Below are 17,411 nucleotides of genomic sequence, written 5' to 3' on the forward strand. Positions count from 1 at the left end.
ACTGCTTATGGCCTTTTTCCACTGGTGTAGCAGGAAAGTTAACCGGCTGCCACCATGGGATGACGTGTAAACCGTGCAGGCATGTTTTCACGTGGTGACGCTTTCATTGGGGGTCTACGCCGGAACCCCAATATTGTTCACATACATGAATTTGAAAAACTAAGCGATACTGCTGTCCGTACCTTATAAACTTATTTCAACGCTTCCGGCAGCGTCACAATCCACAGTTCACTGTCAGACTCCGGTTTCTCCAGTGGCTTCACTCTGAGGGTCGTTTCAACCTGCTTGTCGTCAAGCGTCAGCTTTCCTTCCGCGTTCACCCGATAATCCTTGAATGTCTTGCCCTCGACCGGATGTTGCATCGCCACCTTCACGCCAAAGTCGTTATCGTTCGCCACCGCCAGCGTTTTGCTGTCGATCAGCGCCAACCCTTCAGCCTTCTCCTGCTGCCAGCCCAAGGAGCGCAGATCAACAACCTGCGTTTTCTGCGCAAGGGTAATGCCGCGCTGTGACAGGGTTTTCTCATCATCAAACTCCGGATACTCACCCGGCTTGTCGAAGCCTGACAGGTCGCTCGCCTTATTGAGATCGACCTCGTAAATCAGGTTACGCATTCTGTTGTTTTTATCTCTTCCCTGTTCGATCAGCAGGATGTGCTGGTTATCGAGCGCCACGATGTCTCCGATTTTAGCGTCGCTGTTTTTGCTGTAGGCCGCGCTGTCGATAGGATAACCGTACATCGCGGTTTTTCCGCTTGCCGGATCGAAGCTCACCAGACGCGTAAACAGCGCCTTTTTCTTGCTCTTAGCGTCGATATCCAGCGTACTTTGCACGGCGACAATAATACGCCCGTCCGGCATACGGGTGAGGCCTTCAAAGCCGCGGTTCGCCTGACGCCATTTGAGGATATTTGGCAAACCGCCCGCAATCGCTTTTTCCCCTTCCGCCGCCTGCGGACCGTGGATTGCCAGGATTTTCCCTTTACTGTCGATGTTAATCAGGAACGGGCCATACTCATCGCACAGCCAGTAACCTCCTTTACCATCCGGAGTGATCCCTTCCGTATCCAGCCCGCGATTATCCCCCTTCAGTCTATGTAACGTGTCGCTGAAGGCCACTTCATTGGTGGAGCCAATCACGTCGCTTGCCAGCGGCAGACCGTTGATCGCGCCTTTATCGTCATGCAGAGGACGGGGATCGATGGCCTCCGCTTTGCCGTTTTGTACACGAATCGTCATCAGCAGCGGCGCGAAATCTGGCGTAACGAAAATTTTAGTTTCGTTTTTCCCCTCTTTCGGTGAATCCGCGTTCGGACCGCGATCGGTAATGGTTGCGAATGTCAGGGCATCGCCCTGTTTACCGGTGAACAGCAGGCCAGAACCTATCCCAACCGGAAGGCCGTTCGGGAATGCACTGGCAAATGCGCCGGCGTAGTTCACGTGCGTGCCTTCTGGAAAACTGACGACATAGCGCTCAGCCGTAGGTTGTGCCGCCAGGGCAGAGAAAGAGAGCGTACAACCGATTAGCACGGGAATAATTTTTCTTTTCATATTGTTAGCATCCATAAAGTGAAGATCACACTACACCATAAAGAAGAAACGAGTCAGGAAAATGACATCGAATGGCAACATGCGCGGGCCTGAGGCCAAAGAAATGTAAAACACTGTTGTTATTTGTAACAACGGAAACATTTACGGAAATTATTTGTCTTTCTTCGTGATCAAAAATGCTGTGTCTTGTTGGATTGGAGTGATGAGGGCTGCGTTTAGGAAACGCCCTATATTGTACGGTTGCATTATCGCGGTAGGGGTAATGCACGTGTCAGTATGATGAGCTGACCACACTCACGTGGGTGGACTGGTATAACAATCGACGATTGCTGGAAAGGCAGGGCCATATCCCACCGGCAGAAGCAGAAAAAGCTTATTATGCTTCCATCGGAAACGATGATCTGGCAGCCTGAGTTCACAGATAAAACACTCTCCAGGAAACCCGGGGCGGTTCAATTGCTGGATAAGATCATAACGATACACCGGGTTAAACAGGTGGTCACTGCTTCACTGAAGCTGCGTGATTATGATGGTCAGGTAGCAGAAGCTATGCCCATGATACCAAAATGACGAAAGCCGAAATGTCTGAAAGCGTGTGTATTACCTGAAAATATGACCGGCTCCGGGGTACGTAACCGATTCAACAAAGCCAATCGATATTACAAAACGAGAGGGACTATATATTTCGTTTTCAGATAAGACTCCTTGAGAGATTATCCTTTATGTAAAATCTCAAATATCACCTGATGTAATGTCAATGATAATATTAAGTGCGCTCTGAACAACATCTTTCTTGGTGTGATTAACATCTGACAAAAAGAACATCAGCTTCTTTATTATGTTCTTGTTGTTTATTATTTCACGCTCACAGAATAAAGCGTTGACTGCCTCTTCTATGACATTTCTCTCGTAAAAAAATTGAGAGTTAGCTTCATATAAAATATTGGCCAATTTTTCACCAAAAACCATATTATAATAATCACTGTGCATCTTTCTCCCCCAGGGTTCAGTCAATAATTTTACCATGCCTAATTATGACAGGTGTAACAAGCATATTTTGCTATATAAATAAAATACATAATACTGATTATTGTAAGAACAGGAAGCAGACTAATGGTTTTTTTTGTGAGCACATTCCTTCTTATGTAGGAAGAGGCTGTATTATATTCAGTCAACTCTTTTTTACTAAAAACATTATCTATGCCATCAAAGTTGCCTGCTAGCTAATTTTTAGGATATCGCCTTGTCGTGGATTATGCACTCTAAACATGTAGAAGGTATTCATTACAAATACACAGACGGCCATCTTTTGTAAAATGGATGCCGTTTTAAGTGAGATTCTGATTTTCAAATTGTTCCGGACTGAGACCGCCACACCAACTGTACCATCGCCAGCGATTGTAATCGCACTCGATATAATTAAGTAAGTTTGCTGATTTTGCTGTTTACTGCGACAGATGTAAAGCTGTGGTGATTCATGCAGACTAAGTTCACGGACTCCGGCAGTAATACCGATGCATTCTGCAAGCTTCAGATCTTAACTACGAAATTCATGCGAATGGTGTTTACGTTTTTTTACTGGTTGAAACTGTTTTGTCTTGTGAGTCACCTCTGACTGAGAGTTTACTCACTTAGCCGCGTGTCCACTATTGCTGGGTAAGATCACAACACTTTAAAATGCCCTATATAGGGTTAACCAGTAATTATCTGTATGATAGCTTTGAGTTCGGGAGGAGGTAATGACTCCAACTTACTGATAGTGTTTTATGTTCAGATAATGCCCGATGACCTTGTCATGCAACTCCACCGATTTTGAGAACGACAGTAACTTCCGTCCCAGCCTTGCCAGATGTTGTCTCAGATTCAGATTATGTCGCTCAATGCGCTGAGTGTAACGCTTGCTGATAACGTGCAGCTTTCCCTTCAGGCGTGATTCATACAGCGGCCAGCCATCCGTCATCTATACCACGACCTCAAAGGCCGACAGCAGGCTCAGAAGACGCTCCAGTGTGGCCAGAGTGCGTTCACCGAAGACGTGCGCCACAACCGTCCTCCGTATCCTGTCATACGCGTAAAACAGCCAGCGCTGACGTGATTTAGCACCGACGTAGCCCCACTGTTCGTCCATTTCAGCGCAGACAATCACATCACTGCCCGGTTGTATGCGCGAGGTTACCGACTGCGGCCTGAGTTTTTTAAGTGACGTAAAACCGTGTTGAGGCCAACGCCCATAATGATGCGTGCACTGGCGCGACATCCGACGCCATTCATGGCCATATCAATGATTTTCTGGTGCTTACCGGGCTGAGAGGCGGTGTAAGTGAACTGTAGTTGCCATGTTTTACGGCAAGGAGAGCAGAGATAGCGCTGATGTCCGGCAGTGCTTTTGCCGTTACGCACCACGCCTTCAGTAGCGGAGCAGGAAGGACATCTGATGGAAATGGAAGCCACGCAAGCACCTTAAAATCACCATCATACACTAAATCAGTAAGTTGGCAGCATTACCGAAATCCCCATCCTTTAGGGCAGTGAGGATGTCAATAATAGCAGACCACATCATGAGTCATTCTGACCGACACATGCCAGAAGCAGAGGCTCCATCCCATTTTATACCTACCTTATAACACTTAGAAAAACAACATGTTAAAAATGTCTATTGGAAACAATTTTATTTCCAATTGTAATGATAACCATTCTCATATTAATATGACTACGTGATAATTAACTTTTGATGCACTCCGCATGTCTGACCGCGCCACTACCACAGCTTCCTTAACGTTCGAGTCGCTTTATGGCACACATCACGGCTGGTTGAAAAGCTGGCTGACGCGCAAACTCCAGTCTGCTTTTGATGCAGATGACATTGCCCAGGACACTTTTTTGCGGGTAATGGTCAGCGAAACGCTCTCGACGATCCGCGATCCTCGCTCCTTCCTCTGCACTATCGCCAAACGCGTGATGGTGGACCTGTTTCGCCGAAACGCGCTGGAAAAAGCGTATCTGGAGATGCTGGCGCTTATGCCGGAGGGGGGAGCTCCTTCACCTGAGGAACGCGAAAGCCAACTCGAGACCCTACAACTCCTCGACAGCATGCTGGACGGGCTAAACGGCAAAACACGTGAAGCGTTTCTGCTTTCGCAACTGGATGGTCTGACATACAGCGAGATTGCGCACAAACTCGGTGTTTCCATCAGCTCCGTGAAAAAATACGTGGCGAAAGCCGTCGAGCACTGCCTGCTGTTCCGTCTGGAGTATGGGTTATGAATCCTTTGTTAACCGATTCCCGCCGTCAGGCGCTGCGTTCAGCTTCCCACTGGTATGCCGTGCTAAGCGGCGAGCGCGTCAGCCCACAACAGGAAGCGCGCTGGCAACAGTGGTATGAACAGGATCAGGATAACCAGTGGGCCTGGCAGCAGGTTGAAAACCTGCGCAACCAGCTTGGCGGTGTGCCTGGCGACGTTGCCAGCAGGGCGTTGCACGATACCCGCCTCACCCGCCGTCACGTGATGAAAGGATTACTGCTGTTGCTCGGCGCTGGCGGAGGCTGGCAGCTCTGGCAGTCGGAAACCGGCGAAGGTCTGCGGGCAGATTACCGCACCGCCAAAGGCACAGTCAGCCGTCAGCAACTGGAAGATGGCTCCCTGCTCACGCTGAATACCCAAAGCGCGGCGGATGTGCGTTTTGATGCGCATCAGCGCACCGTCCGGCTCTGGTACGGTGAAATCGCCATTACTACCGCGAAAGATGCCCTGCAACGCCCCTTCCGTGTCCTGACCCGTCAGGGCCAGCTCACTGCTTTAGGGACAGAATTTACCGTCCGCCAGCAGGATAATTTCACGCAGCTTGACGTGCAGCAGCACGCTGTGGAAGTGCTTCTCGCCAGTGCCCCCGCGCAAAAACGCATCGTGAACGCTGGTGAAAGCCTGCAGTTCAGCGCCTCTGAGTTTGGCGCAGTGAAACCGCTGGATGACGAGAGTACAAGCTGGACGAAGGACATCCTGAGCTTCAGCGATAAACCGCTGGGTGAGGTGATAGCCACGCTAACCCGTTACCGCAACGGCGTGCTGCGCTGCGATCCCGCCGTTGCCGGGCTGCGCCTGAGCGGGACGTTCCCGCTGAAAAATACCGATGCGATCCTGAACGTTATCGCGCAAACGCTTCCCGTTAAAATTCAGTCTATTACGCGGTACTGGATAAACATTTCACCACTGTAAGGAAAATAATTCTTATTTCGATTGTCCTTTTTACCCTTCTCGTTCGACTCATAGCTGAACACAACAAAAATGATGATGGGGAAGGTATGACGCCGTTACGCGTTTTTCGTAAAACAACACCTTTGGTTAACACCATTCGCCTGAGCCTGCTGCCGCTGGCCGGTCTCTCGTTTTCCGCTTTTGCTGCACAGGTTAATATCGCACCGGGATCGCTCGATAAAGCGCTCAATCAGTATGCCGCACACAGCGGATTTACCCTCTCGGTTGACGCCAGCCTGACGCGCGGCAAGCAGAGCAACGGCCTGCACGGCGATTACGACGTCGAGAGCGGCCTGCAACAACTGCTGGACGGCAGCGGACTGCAGGTAAAACCGCTGGGAAATAACAGCTGGACGCTGGAGCCCGCGCCCGCACCAAAAGAAGATGCCCTGACCGTGGTCGGCGACTGGCTGGGTGATGCGCGTGAAAACGACATATTTGAACATGCTGGCGCGCGTGACGTGATCCGCCGTGAGGATTTCGCCAAAACCGGCGCAACCACCATGCGTGAGGTACTTAACCGCATCCCTGGCGTCAGCGCGCCGGAAAACAACGGCACCGGCAGCCACGACCTGGCGATGAACTTTGGCATCCGGGGCCTGAGCCCGCGCCTCGCCAGCCGCTCGACCGTCCTGATGGACGGCATCCCCGTCCCCTTCGCCCCTTACGGTCAGCCGCAGCTTTCACTGGCTCCCGTTTCGCTCGGCAACATGGATGCCATTGACGTGGTACGCGGTGGTGGTGCGGTGCGTTACGGACCGCAGAGCGTGGGCGGCGTGGTGAACTTTGTTACCCGTGCCATTCCGCAGGACTTTGGTATCGAGGCGGGCGTGGAAGGTCAGCTCAGCCCAACCTCTTCACAAAACAACCCGAAAGAGACGCACAACCTGATGGTGGGCGGCACAGCGGACAACGGTTTTGGCACCGCGCTGCTCTACTCCGGCACGCGCGGCAGTGACTGGCGCGAGCACAGCGCCACCCGCATCGACGACCTGATGCTGAAAAGCAAATATGCGCCGGATGAGGTGCACACCTTCAACAGCCTGCTGCAATATTACGATGGTGAAGCCGACATGCCCGGTGGCCTGTCTCGCGCGGATTACGACGCCGATCGCTGGCAATCCACCCGCCCGTATGACCGCTTCTGGGGTCGTCGCAAGCTGGCGAGCCTGGGCTACCAGTTCCAGCCAGACAGCCAGCATAAATTCAACATTCAGGGGTTCTACACCCAAACCCTGCGCAGCGGCTACCTGGAGCAAGGCAAACGCATCACCCTCTCGCCGCGTAACTACTGGGTGCGCGGTATTGAGCCACGCTACAGCCAGATCTTTATGATCGGCCCTTCCGCGCACGAAGTGGGCGTGGGCTATCGCTATTTGAATGAATCAACGCATGAAATGCGTTACTACACCGCCACCAGCAGCGGGCAGTTGCCGTCCGGCTCAAGCCCTTACGACCGCGATACGCGTTCCGGCACCGAGGCGCACGCCTGGTATCTGGATGACAAAATCGACATCGGCAACTGGACCATCACGCCGGGTATGCGTTTCGAACATATCGAGTCATACCAGAACAACGCCATCACAGGCACGCACGAAGAAGTGAGCTATAACGCACCGCTTCCGGCGTTGAACGTGCTCTATCACCTGACTGACAGCTGGAATCTTTATGCAAACACTGAAGGCTCGTTCGGCACCGTACAGTACAGCCAGATTGGCAAGGCTGTGCAAAGCGGCAATGTGGAACCGGAAAAAGCGCGAACCTGGGAACTCGGTACCCGCTACGACGACGGCGCGCTGACGGCGGAAATGGGGCTGTTCCTGATTAACTTTAACAATCAGTACGACTCCAACCAGACCAACGACACCGTCACTGCACGTGGCAAAACGCGCCATACCGGGCTGGAAACGCAGGCACGTTACGATCTGGGTACGCTAACACCAACGCTTGATAACGTTTCCATCTACGCCAGCTATGCGTATGTGAACGCGGAAATCCGCGAGAAAGGCGACACCTACGGCAATCTGGTACCATTCTCCCCGAAACATAAAGGCACGCTGGGCGTGGACTACAAGCCAGGAAACTGGACGTTCAATCTGAACAGCGATTTCCAGTCCAGCCAGTTTGCGGATAACGCCAATACGGTGAAAGAGAGCGCCGACGGCAGTACCGGCCGCATTCCCGGCTTCATGCTCTGGGGCGCACGCGTGGCGTATGACTTTGGCCCGCAGATAGCAGATCTGAACCTGGCATTCGGTGTGAAAAACATCTTCGACCAGGACTACTTCATCCGCTCTTATGACGACAACAACAAAGGCATCTATGCAGGCCAGCCGCGCACGCTGTATATGCAGGGGTCGTTGAAGTTCTGATGTGTTAACGCCCGGCTTGCCGGGCTTTTAGCTGGAATGTGATTATGTTGGCATTTATCCGTTTTCTTTTTGCAGGCCTGCTGCTGGTGATCAGCCACGCCTTTGCCGCCATGGTTCAGGACGAACACGGCACGTTTACACTCGAAAAAACGCCACAACGGATTGTGGTGCTGGAACTCTCGTTCGCCGATGCGCTGGCCGCCGTGGACGTCAGCCCGATCGGTATTGCCGACGATAACGATGCAAAACGCATCCTGCCCGAAGTGCGTGCGCACCTGAAACCGTGGCAGTCCGTCGGAACGCGCGCGCAGCCGAGCCTGGAAGCCATTGCCGCTCTGAAACCAGACCTGATCATTGCCGACAGCAGTCGCCATGCGGGGGTTTACATCGCCTTGCAGCAAATCGCGCCGGTACTGCTGCTTAAGTCCCGCAACGAAACCTACGCTGAAAATTTGCAATCTGCGGCTATCATCGGCGAAATGGTGGGTAAAAAGCGAGAGATGCAGGCACGTCTGGAACAACATAAAGAGAGGATGGCGCAGTGGGCCAGCCAGCTTCCCAAAGGGACACGCGTGGCCTTTGGCACATCACGCGAACAGCAATTCAACCTGCATACTCAGGAGACCTGGACCGGCAGCGTGCTGGCCTCTCTGGGGCTGAACGTTCCCGCTGCGATGGCGGGTGCGTCCATGCCGTCCATCGGCCTGGAGCAACTGCTGGCGGTCAATCCTGCCTGGCTGCTGGTTGCCCACTATCGCGAAGAGAGCATTGTTAAACGCTGGCAACAAGATCCGCTCTGGCAGATGTTAACCGCCGCGCAGAAGCAGCAGGTTGCTTCGGTCGACAGTAACACCTGGGCGCGGATGCGCGGTATTTTTGCTGCAGAGCGTATTGCCGCTGACACGGTAAAAATCTTCCACCATCAGCCGCTTACCGTTGTGAAATGACCGCGATAAAACACCCGGTGCTGCTGTGGGGGCTTCCCGTTGCAGCACTTATTATTATTTTCTGGCTGAGTCTGTTTTGCTACTCGGCCATTCCTGTTTCCGGAGCAGATGCAACCCGCGCCCTGCTGCCTGGACACACGCCAACGCTACCAGAAGCGCTGGTGCAAAACCTTCGTTTGCCACGAAGCCTGGTCGCCGTTCTGATCGGCGCAAGCCTGGCGCTCGCGGGCACGCTGCTGCAAACCCTGACCCACAACCCAATGGCCTCTCCTTCACTGCTCGGCATTAACAGCGGCGCGGCACTGGCTATGGCGCTTACCAGCGCGCTGAGTCCGACGCCGATTGCAGGCTATTCTCTGTCGTTCATCGCGGCATGCGGGGGCGGCGTGAGCTGGCTGCTGGTCATGACCGCAGGAGGCGGATTTCGTCATACCCATGACAGAAACAAACTGATCCTCGCGGGTATCGCGCTGTCGGCCTTTTGTATGGGCCTTACCCGCATCACCCTGCTGCTGGCCGAAGATCATGCTTACGGCATCTTTTACTGGCTGGCAGGCGGAGTGTCCCACGCCCGCTGGCAGGATGTCTGGCAGCTCTTGCCGGTGGTGGTCACTGCAGTCCCTGTCGTGTTGCTGCTGGCGAATCAACTGAACCTGCTCAACCTCAGCGACAGCACCGCCCATACGCTGGGAGTGAACCTGACGAGGCTACGTTTGGTCATCAATATGTTAGTGCTGCTTCTGGTTGGTGCGTGCGTCAGCGTGGCAGGTCCGGTGGCGTTTATCGGTCTGCTGGTGCCACATCTGGCGCGCTTCTGGGCAGGCTTCGATCAGCGCAACGTACTGCCAGTGAGCATGCTGCTGGGGGCCACGCTGATGCTGCTGGCAGATGTACTCGCACGCGCGCTGGCCTTCCCCGGAGATCTGCCCGCAGGCGCAGTGCTGGCGCTGATTGGCAGCCCTTGCTTTGTCTGGCTTGTGAGGAGGCGAGGATGAAAATTGCGCTGGTTATTTTCATCACCCTTGCCCTGGCGGGCTGTGCGCTGTTATCACTCCATATGGGAGTGATCCCCGTGCCGTGGCGCGCGCTGCTGACCGACTGGCAGGCCGGACGCGAGCATTATTATGTATTGATGGAGTACCGACTGCCGCGCTTGCTGCTGGCACTGTTTGTCGGTGCAGCCCTCGCCGTGGCGGGCGTGCTGATACAGGGGATTGTGCGCAACCCTCTGGCATCACCGGATATTCTCGGCGTTAACCATGCCGCCAGCCTGGCCTCTGTGGGGGCTCTACTTCTTATGCCGTCACTGCCCGTGATGGTGCTGCCGCTGCTGGCCTTTGCGGGCGGCATGGCGGGGTTGATATTACTGAAGATGCTGGCAAAGACCCACCAGCCGATGAAGCTGGCGCTCACCGGCGTGGCGCTTTCTGCATGCTGGGCCAGCCTGACGGATTATCTGATGCTCTCGCGCCCACAGGATGTGAACAACGCCCTGCTGTGGCTGACCGGCAGCTTATGGGGCCGTGACTGGAGCTTTGTGAAGATTGCCATCCCGCTGATGATTTTATTTCTGCCGCTGAGCCTGAGTTTTTGCCGCGATCTCGACCTCCTTGCACTCGGCGATGCGCGCGCCACCACGCTCGGTGTGTCGGTGCCCCATACCCGATTCTGGGCTTTGTTACTAGCTGTCGCCATGACATCTACCGGCGTGGCCGCCTGCGGCCCGATTAGCTTTATTGGTCTCGTGGTGCCGCATATGATGCGTAGCATCACCGGTGGACGTCACCGCAGACTGCTGCCTGTTTCAGCCCTGACAGGTGCGTTGCTGTTGGTGGTTGCCGATCTGCTGGCGAGAATTATTCATCCCCCACTGGAGCTCCCGGTTGGCGTGCTGACCGCCATTATCGGTGCGCCGTGGTTTGTCTGGTTGCTTGTGAGAATGCGATAAATGACTTTACGAACTGAAAATCTGACGGTCAGTTACGGGACAGACAAGGTACTTAACGACGTTTCACTCTCACTGCCAACGGGGAAGATCACCGCCCTGATCGGTCCTAACGGTTGCGGGAAATCGACGCTGTTAAACTGTTTTTCGCGGCTTTTAATGCCGCAGTCTGGCACCGTATTTCTCGGCGATAATCCCATAAATATGCTCTCATCGCGCCAGTTGGCCCGCAGGCTTTCGCTGCTGCCTCAGCACCATTTAACGCCAGAGGGGATCACAGTCCAGGAGCTGGTTTCGTATGGTCGTAATCCCTGGCTGTCACTCTGGGGGCGTCTCTCCGCTGAAGACAATGCACGAGTTAATGTCGCCATGAACCAGACCCGGATCAATCATCTTGCCGTTCGTCGGTTAACCGAGCTTTCCGGCGGTCAGCGCCAGCGCGCATTTCTGGCGATGGTCCTGGCCCAGAATACGCCCGTTGTATTACTTGATGAGCCAACCACCTATCTTGATATCAATCACCAGGTGGACCTGATGCGGTTGATGGGCGAACTCCGGACTCAGGGGAAAACGGTGGTCGCTGTGCTGCACGACCTTAATCAGGCTAGCCGGTACTGCGATCAACTGGTGGTAATGGCAAACGGACATGTTATGGCGCAAGGCACACCAGAAGAGGTGATGACCCCAGGATTGCTGAGAACAGTATTCAGCGTGGAAGCGGAAATACACCCCGAGCCGGTATCTGGCAGGCCGATGTGCCTAATGAGGTAGATTGCACAGGCCGTAAGAACCAAACCACGACTGAATGAAACTGGACTGGCGCCAGCAAGCCTGTTCAGACTGGGGCTGAACTTTTCCGGACTCTGAAAGATTACCAATACTCATCGTCCATCCGCTTGCTTTAGGCTGACAGGTTCATAATCAACGCAAACCAGAGCTGTACAGGCTTGGGCGCGGCTTTCAAACCAGTCGTGATCACGGCAATCAATTTTGAACTCTGCTTAACGGACATTTCTGTATAACCCTTACGGCAACGAAAAACGCGAAGTTAAAATTTTAGAAACCCAAAAACGTGACATGACTAAGTTTAGATTTCAGGGGGGGAGATCAAAAAATTTCGCTCTGTGCCAGAGCGGACATTCACGGAGCTGGTTCATTACCAATGAGGTTGGGCTTTTGAGGATAAATCAATGATCAGACGCCAACGTAAATCAAAAGCAACCCTGGAACGGAATTGCTAATCCAGTTTCTGACCATCGATTTTTCTAAAAAGTGTGCGTTTGCTACTACTTAGGTAGGTGCAGCTTTCTTAATCACCGGCAGCCACGTTATACAGGCCAGTTGATGGATCGATTGTTATCAATGATATCTTTATGAGTCGGTGTCTCACCCAGCTTACCGAAGCTGGCATAAAGTGAAGGCAGACGGGCCCGTCCTTCTCCCTTTTTCGCCAGAGGGAAAGCGCGAAGCATGGTGGCAGCCTCCCAGTCACAACAATAGGATGGTGTGCACGGCTGCTGACGCCATGATTCAGCGATAGAGCCGGAAAATACGGGGTCAAAGCCGGTATCATTAACCAGAGTCATCGTGACCTGTACTGCGGCTGGATGATCTCCTGCTACTGCAACTGCTAGGCGACCGCGGCTCCCTTCAGGTAGTCTGTTGTGGTCAACTAAAACTGGCCTCCGCGTTAGAGTTTTTCCAGTATCGGTTTTCTGATTCGTTTGGTGGTAACCCACCATTATATTCGTGCGGTCTTAGTGCGCTGTAATATCCAACGATATAGTCCGTTATTGCGTGAGCTGCATCGCTGAAGCTTACATAGCCCGTCGCTGGCACCCATTCGTTCTTCAGACTCCTGAAGAAGCGCTCCATTGGGCTGTTATCCCAGCAGTTTCCACGCCGACTCATACTCTGCCTGATCCGGTATCGCCACAGTAACTGCCGGAACTGCCTGCTCGTATAATGACTGCCTTGATCGCCTGGAACATCACCCCGACGGGCTTACCACGGGTTTCCCATGCCATTTCCAGTGCTTTCATGGTAAGCCTGCTGTCCGGCGAGAACGACATGGCCCAGCCCACTGGTTTTCTTGCGAACAGGTCGAGAACAACGGCGAGGTACGCCCAGCGCTTACCCGTCCAGATATAGGTCACATCACCGCACCACACCTGATTTGGTTCCGTTACGGCGAACTGTCGCTCAAGATGATTCGGGATAGCAACGTGCTCATGACCGCCACGCTTATACCGGTGAGTCGGCTGCTGGCAACTGACCAGCCCCAGCTCTTTCATGAGTCTGCCAGCAAGCCAGTGCCCCATCTGGTAGCCTCTCCGGGTTGCCATTGTGGCGATGCTTCTTGCTCCGGCAGAGCCGTGGCTGATGCCATGCAGTTCAAGTACCTGGCTGCGTAATACAGCCCGTCTGCCGTCTGGTTTTTCAGGACGGTTTTTCCAGTATCTGTAGCTGCTGCGATGAACCCCGAACACATGGCAGAGTGTGACCACAGGATAATGCGCTCTGAGTTTCCTGATTATCGAGAACTGTTCAGGGAGTCTGACATCAAGAGCGCGGTTGTAGATTCAATTGGTCAACGCAACAGTTATGTGAAAACATGGGGTTGCGGAGGTTTTTTGAATGAGACGAACATTTACAGCAGAGGAAAAAGCCTCTGTTTTTGAACTATGGAAGAACGGAACAGGCTTCAGTGAAATAGCGAATATCCTGGGTTCAAAACCCGGAACGATCTTCACTATGTTAAGGGATACTGGCGGCATAAAACCCCATGAGCATAAGCGGGCTGTAGCTCACCTGACACTGTCTGAGCGCGAGGAGATACGAGCTGGTTTGTCAGCCAAAATGAGCATTCGTGCGATAGCTACTGCGCTGAATCGCAGTCCTTCGACGATCTCACGTGAAGTTCAGCGTAATCGGGGCAGACGCTATTACAAAGCTGTTGATGCTAATAACCGAGCCAACAGAATGGCGAAAAGGCCAAAACCGTGCTTACTGGATCAAAATTTACCATTGCGAAAGCTTGTTCTGGAAAAGCTGGAGATGAAATGGTCTCCAGAGCAAATATCAGGATGGTTAAGGCGAACAAAACCACGTCAAAAAACGCTGCGAATATCACCTGAGACAATTTATAAAACGCTGTACTTTCGTAGCCGTGAAGCGCTACACCACCTGAATATACAGCATCTGCGACGGTCGCATAGCCTTCGCCATGGCAGGCGTCATACCCGCAAAGGCGAAAGAGGTACGATTAACATAGTGAACGGAACACCAATTCACGAACGTTCCCGAAATATCGATAACAGACGCTCTCTGGGGCATTGGGAGGGCGATTTAGTCTCAGGTACAAAAAACTCTCATATAGCCACACTTGTAGACCGAAAATCACGTTATACGATCATCCTTAGACTCAGGGGCAAAGATTCTGTCTCAGTAAATCAGGCTCTTACCGACAAATTCCTGAGTTTACCGTCAGAACTCAGAAAATCACTGACATGGGACAGAGGAATGGAACTGGCCAGACATCTAGAATTTACTGTCAGCACCGGCGTTAAAGTTTACTTCTGCGATCCTCAGAGTCCTTGGCAGCGGGGAACAAATGAGAACACAAATGGGCTAATTCGGCAGTACTTTCCTAAAAAGACATGTCTTGCCCAATATACTCAACATGAACTAGATCTGGTTGCTGCTCAGCTAAACAACAGACCGAGAAAGACACTGAAGTTCAAAACACCGAAAGAGATAATTGAAAGGGGTGTTGCATTGACAGATTGAATCTACAGTAGCCTTTTTTAATATTTCATTCTCCATTTCAATGCGTTGTAGCTTTTTCCTCAGCTTACGTATTTCGATTTGTTCTGGTGTTATCGGAGAGGCTTTTGGTGTTTTGCCCTGACGCTCATCACGCAGTTGTTTGACCCATCTTGTCATTGTGGAAAGGCCAACATCCATAGCTTTGGCGGCATCTGCCACCGTGTATGTCTGGTCAACAACCAGTTGAGCGGATTCGCGTTTAAACTCTGCGCTAAAATTTCTTTTTTTCATTGGAGCACCTGTGTTGTTCTGAGGTGAGCATATCACCTCTGTTCAGGTGGCCAAATTCAGTAAACCACTTCACCACTTCAGAGCAGACGAGACAAAAAGAATGGTTGACGCATCAGCTCAACCCCATATAGTTGTAACACTTGAGCCAAACCCTTGGGCCGCTTTTTACTTTGATATTAACATTGCTAATACAGGGAACGCACCTGCCTATAATGTTGAGGTTGTGTTTGATCCTCCACTAGTAAATGCGGAGCATAGAGAAAAAAGTGAGATTCCGTTTAGTAAGGTAAGCGTGTTAAAAAATGGGCAATCACTTACCAGCAATCTCTGTAAGTATGAACAAATCAAAGATCAAATTTATAATATTAATATAAGCTGGGCAAGCAAACCTAAATCAAACGATAGAGAAACAAATGAATATGTGTATGACATGGCGACATTTGAAGGAATAAGTTATCTAGGAGCGAGAAGCCCATTGACGCAAATTGCAGAACAAATTAAAGGTATAAGAGAGGATTGGAAACCTATTGCACAAGGAGCTAAAAAAGTAAAAGCAGACGTATATACTTCAAGCGATAGAAACGAAGAACGCACGTATCTGCAAGAGCAACACGATTTGGCAATAAAAAGGAGAGATGAGAAAAGAGAAAAAAGATTAGAGTCTGGTGAATAATTTTAAAGGGAGTGGGTAACTAACCCACTCGTAACTATAAACCTGTAATTAATCACTTATTTTTGACAACAGATAATTACTGAACGCACTGCAAGTGACTAACATAAATTTAGCTTCAGCTAAGGTAGGATTTACATCTTCTTCTGTTAGCGCATGACGTATTCCACCCTGATCACTTGTATAACCATAGAGCTGACTAAAAGCGCCTTTCATTGCAGAGTGTATATATCCTTTTTCCTCTATAGCTTTAAGACAAGCCCCCAAGGTTCCTTTATCATTGCCCGTGATTTTCCTGCATAAAGATTCAATTGCAGAGATAGACTCTTTAATCGAGTTTCTGTAGTCTGGCTGCTCTCTATCCGTCATTAGTTGTAACGCCCTTTCGAAATGGCTACGCGATGAATCAGTGCCATTATCAACTGCGTTCTGAACACTTTCAATTTCGTTATCATTTGAAATAGGAGTAATACAACCATTTATTATGGTATAACCAACGCCATGCTTTTTAAAGATGGAATTGAGATGCTTCGATAGATTAATATATGAATTAGTTCTCTCAATGATGAACTCAATTAAATCATATACCAAATACCATGCTTCCCCATATATATAATCTCGGATAGCAGTCAGCAACGTCTTATCACTTTTGTATCCACTTTCATAACGAGGAATATTATCCGCAGGTTGATTTAGATAATATATCCACACAGACTGCGCACATTTTGTTGCTGTAGCAGTTTGACGATTGTTAGTCCAAAGGAAAAGATATAAGCAATTCCACAATGCCATGCGTGTATCAGAATTAAGATCATTCAGCTGGACATGCTCTCTAACGTCAACATGACCATACCTCACAGAAAATGGCTTTATCATTCTTCCCCTGCCTGATTGTTATGTTCGTTTAAATTATGCAGTCTAAGTTTGATACAATCATATATTAAGCAATAGAATCCATAAAGCCCCGTTGGTGGTAAGACAACAAGCGGAGCCTCTTGCGACTTCATCAGGGTTATGTCAGTTAGTGAGGCTTATCAGGATGACCATGTACCCAAGGGGAGCGAGGCCGAACCGCTGGCAGAGCTTGCATATGGTCTGCAAGTACCGTGACCACCATAAACCTGTTTATCCCCTGCGGCGTCTCGCGACGGCGACAGAATGGGGGCATCGGGCTAAAATGCGCTGCACTAAAAGTTTTGGGATTGTTTAGAGACGGTGGCTACGTCATAGCTTTCAAGTTGAGTCAGTACGTGTTTGACGCTTGGAACGACACGCCGCTATGAGTTAACATCCCAATTACCACTATCAACCACAGCGGCTTTTTCAAGGGACATAACAGAGCATTTCTTACAGGCAAAAGAGACAGATTTAATCGTCTAACTAACTGTATTGTAAGGAATTTAGTAACTTGGTGCCGAAGGCCGGACTCGAACCGGCACGTATTTCTACGGTTGATTTTGAATCAACTGCGTCTACCGATTTCGCCACTTCGGCACTGAAGAGGTATGCGGAAAACGTTGTGGATTATACCTGTCGCACGCCACCATGCAAGCGCCAGCTTGCACCCACCTCGCTAAGTGCTGAAATTTTCAGCATTACACTCAGCGATATGTAA

15 protein-coding genes, 1 tRNA gene and 8 pseudogenes are annotated in these 17,411 nt (G+C 51.1%); 13 read left to right on the forward strand and 11 right to left on the reverse strand.

Annotation, left to right across the window (positions count from 1 at the left end):
* Positions 1-191: 191 nt before the first annotated feature.
* On the reverse strand, positions 192-1,550 hold the full coding sequence (locus EAS44_RS21415) for an esterase-like activity of phytase family protein (RefSeq protein ID WP_000823243.1): 1,359 nt from the start codon (positions 1,548-1,550) through the stop codon (positions 192-194).
* A 281-nt stretch (positions 1,551-1,831) separates the two neighbouring features.
* Here EAS44_RS21415 and EAS44_RS21420 point away from each other — a divergent pair.
* Together EAS44_RS21420 and EAS44_RS25925 are read left to right on the forward strand one after the other, a co-directional pair.
* Positions 1,832-1,963: pseudogene (locus EAS44_RS21420) on the forward strand (IS3 family transposase); the annotation flags it as partial.
* Between the two features lie 64 nt (positions 1,964-2,027).
* Positions 2,028-2,158: pseudogene (locus tag EAS44_RS25925) on the forward strand (IS5/IS1182 family transposase); the annotation flags it as partial.
* Positions 2,159-2,282: 124 nt separating this feature from the next.
* Here EAS44_RS25925 and EAS44_RS21430 read toward each other — a convergent pair.
* The 3 genes and pseudogenes from EAS44_RS21430 to EAS44_RS25930 form a co-directional block, all read right to left on the reverse strand.
* Positions 2,283-2,576, reverse strand: coding sequence for a biofilm development regulator YmgB/AriR family protein (locus EAS44_RS21430; RefSeq protein WP_000239862.1), 294 nt, complete (start codon positions 2,574-2,576; stop codon positions 2,283-2,285).
* A 302-nt stretch (positions 2,577-2,878) separates the two neighbouring features.
* A pseudogene (locus tag EAS44_RS21440) lies at positions 2,879-2,983 on the reverse strand (IS3 family transposase); the annotation flags it as partial.
* A pseudogene (locus EAS44_RS25930) lies at positions 2,977-3,181 on the reverse strand (hypothetical protein); the annotation flags it as partial. The pseudogenes EAS44_RS21440 and EAS44_RS25930, both read right to left, overlap by 7 nt.
* Positions 3,182-3,227: 46 nt before the next feature.
* On the opposite strand from EAS44_RS25930, the gene EAS44_RS21445 reads away from it, so the two are divergent.
* Positions 3,228-3,290: a hypothetical protein gene (locus EAS44_RS21445; RefSeq protein WP_113705808.1), complete on the forward strand. Its 63-nt coding sequence runs from the start codon at positions 3,228-3,230 to the stop codon at positions 3,288-3,290.
* Between the two features lie 10 nt (positions 3,291-3,300).
* Here EAS44_RS21445 and EAS44_RS21450 read toward each other — a convergent pair.
* Positions 3,301-4,001: pseudogene (locus EAS44_RS21450) on the reverse strand (IS1-like element IS1F family transposase).
* Positions 4,002-4,087: 86 nt separating this feature from the next.
* The gene (ykiE, locus tag EAS44_RS25425) at positions 4,088-4,156 is read right to left on the reverse strand and encodes a protein YkiE (RefSeq protein WP_211180522.1); all 69 of its coding nucleotides are present in this window, start codon (positions 4,154-4,156) and stop codon (positions 4,088-4,090) included.
* 136 nt (positions 4,157-4,292) lie between these two features.
* Here ykiE and fecI point away from each other — a divergent pair, with 136 nt between their 5' ends.
* From fecI to fecE, 7 genes are all read left to right on the forward strand, one after another.
* Positions 4,293-4,814, forward strand: coding sequence for an RNA polymerase sigma factor FecI (fecI, locus tag EAS44_RS21455; RefSeq protein WP_001283626.1), 522 nt, complete (start codon positions 4,293-4,295; stop codon positions 4,812-4,814).
* Positions 4,811-5,764, forward strand: a complete 954-nt coding sequence (gene fecR / locus EAS44_RS21460) for a ferric citrate uptake sigma factor regulator FecR (protein ID WP_001068910.1) — start codon at positions 4,811-4,813, stop codon at positions 5,762-5,764. Before fecI ends, fecR begins: the two co-directional genes overlap by 4 nt.
* 86 nt (positions 5,765-5,850) lie before the next feature.
* Positions 5,851-8,175, forward strand: a complete 2,325-nt coding sequence (gene fecA / locus EAS44_RS21465) for a TonB-dependent Fe(3+) dicitrate receptor FecA (RefSeq protein ID WP_000188278.1) — start codon at positions 5,851-5,853, stop codon at positions 8,173-8,175.
* Between the two features lie 44 nt (positions 8,176-8,219).
* On the forward strand, positions 8,220-9,122 hold the full coding sequence (gene fecB, locus EAS44_RS21470) for a Fe(3+) dicitrate ABC transporter substrate-binding protein FecB (RefSeq protein WP_000879152.1): 903 nt from the start codon (positions 8,220-8,222) through the stop codon (positions 9,120-9,122).
* Positions 9,119-10,117: an iron-dicitrate ABC transporter permease FecC gene (gene fecC / locus EAS44_RS21475; protein WP_000125187.1), complete on the forward strand. Its 999-nt coding sequence runs from the start codon at positions 9,119-9,121 to the stop codon at positions 10,115-10,117. Before fecB ends, fecC begins: the two co-directional genes overlap by 4 nt.
* Positions 10,114-11,070: a Fe(3+) dicitrate ABC transporter permease subunit FecD gene (gene fecD, locus EAS44_RS21480; RefSeq protein WP_000684856.1), complete on the forward strand. Its 957-nt coding sequence runs from the start codon at positions 10,114-10,116 to the stop codon at positions 11,068-11,070. Before fecC ends, fecD begins: the two co-directional genes overlap by 4 nt.
* A complete protein-coding gene (gene fecE / locus EAS44_RS21485) occupies positions 11,071-11,838 on the forward strand; it encodes a Fe(3+) dicitrate ABC transporter ATP-binding protein FecE (RefSeq protein WP_000175457.1) in 768 nt (255 codons plus the stop codon).
* Between the two features lie 557 nt (positions 11,839-12,395).
* Here the strand turns inward: fecE and EAS44_RS21490 are convergent.
* Together EAS44_RS21490 and EAS44_RS21495 are read right to left on the reverse strand one after the other, a co-directional pair.
* Entirely contained in the window at positions 12,396-12,653 is a 258-nt protein-coding gene (locus tag EAS44_RS21490; protein WP_000177060.1) for a hypothetical protein, read from the reverse strand.
* Positions 12,654-12,735: 82 nt separating this feature from the next.
* Positions 12,736-13,640 (reverse strand): annotated as a pseudogene (locus tag EAS44_RS21495) (IS3 family transposase); the annotation flags it as partial.
* On the opposite strand from EAS44_RS21495, the pseudogene EAS44_RS25650 reads away from it, so the two are divergent.
* Together EAS44_RS25650 and EAS44_RS21505 are read left to right on the forward strand one after the other, a co-directional pair.
* Positions 13,628-13,708 (forward strand): annotated as a pseudogene (locus tag EAS44_RS25650) (hypothetical protein); the annotation flags it as partial. The pseudogenes EAS44_RS21495 and EAS44_RS25650 sit on opposite strands and share 13 nt — an antisense overlap.
* Positions 13,705-14,856, forward strand: coding sequence for an IS30-like element IS30 family transposase (locus EAS44_RS21505; RefSeq protein ID WP_001254876.1), 1,152 nt, complete (start codon positions 13,705-13,707; stop codon positions 14,854-14,856). The pseudogene EAS44_RS25650 and the gene EAS44_RS21505, both read left to right, overlap by 4 nt.
* Before the next feature lie 12 nt (positions 14,857-14,868).
* On the opposite strand, the pseudogene EAS44_RS21510 reads toward EAS44_RS21505, so the two are convergent.
* Positions 14,869-15,126 (reverse strand): annotated as a pseudogene (locus EAS44_RS21510) (transposase); the annotation flags it as partial.
* Positions 15,127-15,226: 100 nt separating this feature from the next.
* Here EAS44_RS21510 and EAS44_RS21515 point away from each other — a divergent pair.
* Complete coding sequence (locus tag EAS44_RS21515) at positions 15,227-15,799, forward strand: hypothetical protein (RefSeq protein ID WP_000227281.1); 573 nt, start codon at positions 15,227-15,229, stop codon at positions 15,797-15,799.
* A 48-nt stretch (positions 15,800-15,847) separates the two neighbouring features.
* Here the strand turns inward: EAS44_RS21515 and EAS44_RS21520 are convergent, their stop codons facing one another.
* Positions 15,848-16,672: an AbiJ-NTD4 domain-containing protein gene (locus EAS44_RS21520; protein WP_000594911.1), complete on the reverse strand. Its 825-nt coding sequence runs from the start codon at positions 16,670-16,672 to the stop codon at positions 15,848-15,850.
* Positions 16,673-17,205: 533 nt separating this feature from the next.
* Positions 17,206-17,290: transfer RNA gene (locus EAS44_RS21525), tRNA-Leu, on the reverse strand.
* Positions 17,291-17,411: the final 121 nt, after the last annotated feature.

This window comes from Escherichia coli DSM 30083 = JCM 1649 = ATCC 11775, from assembly GCF_003697165.2.
GTDB classification, from domain to species: domain Bacteria; phylum Pseudomonadota; class Gammaproteobacteria; order Enterobacterales; family Enterobacteriaceae; genus Escherichia; species Escherichia coli.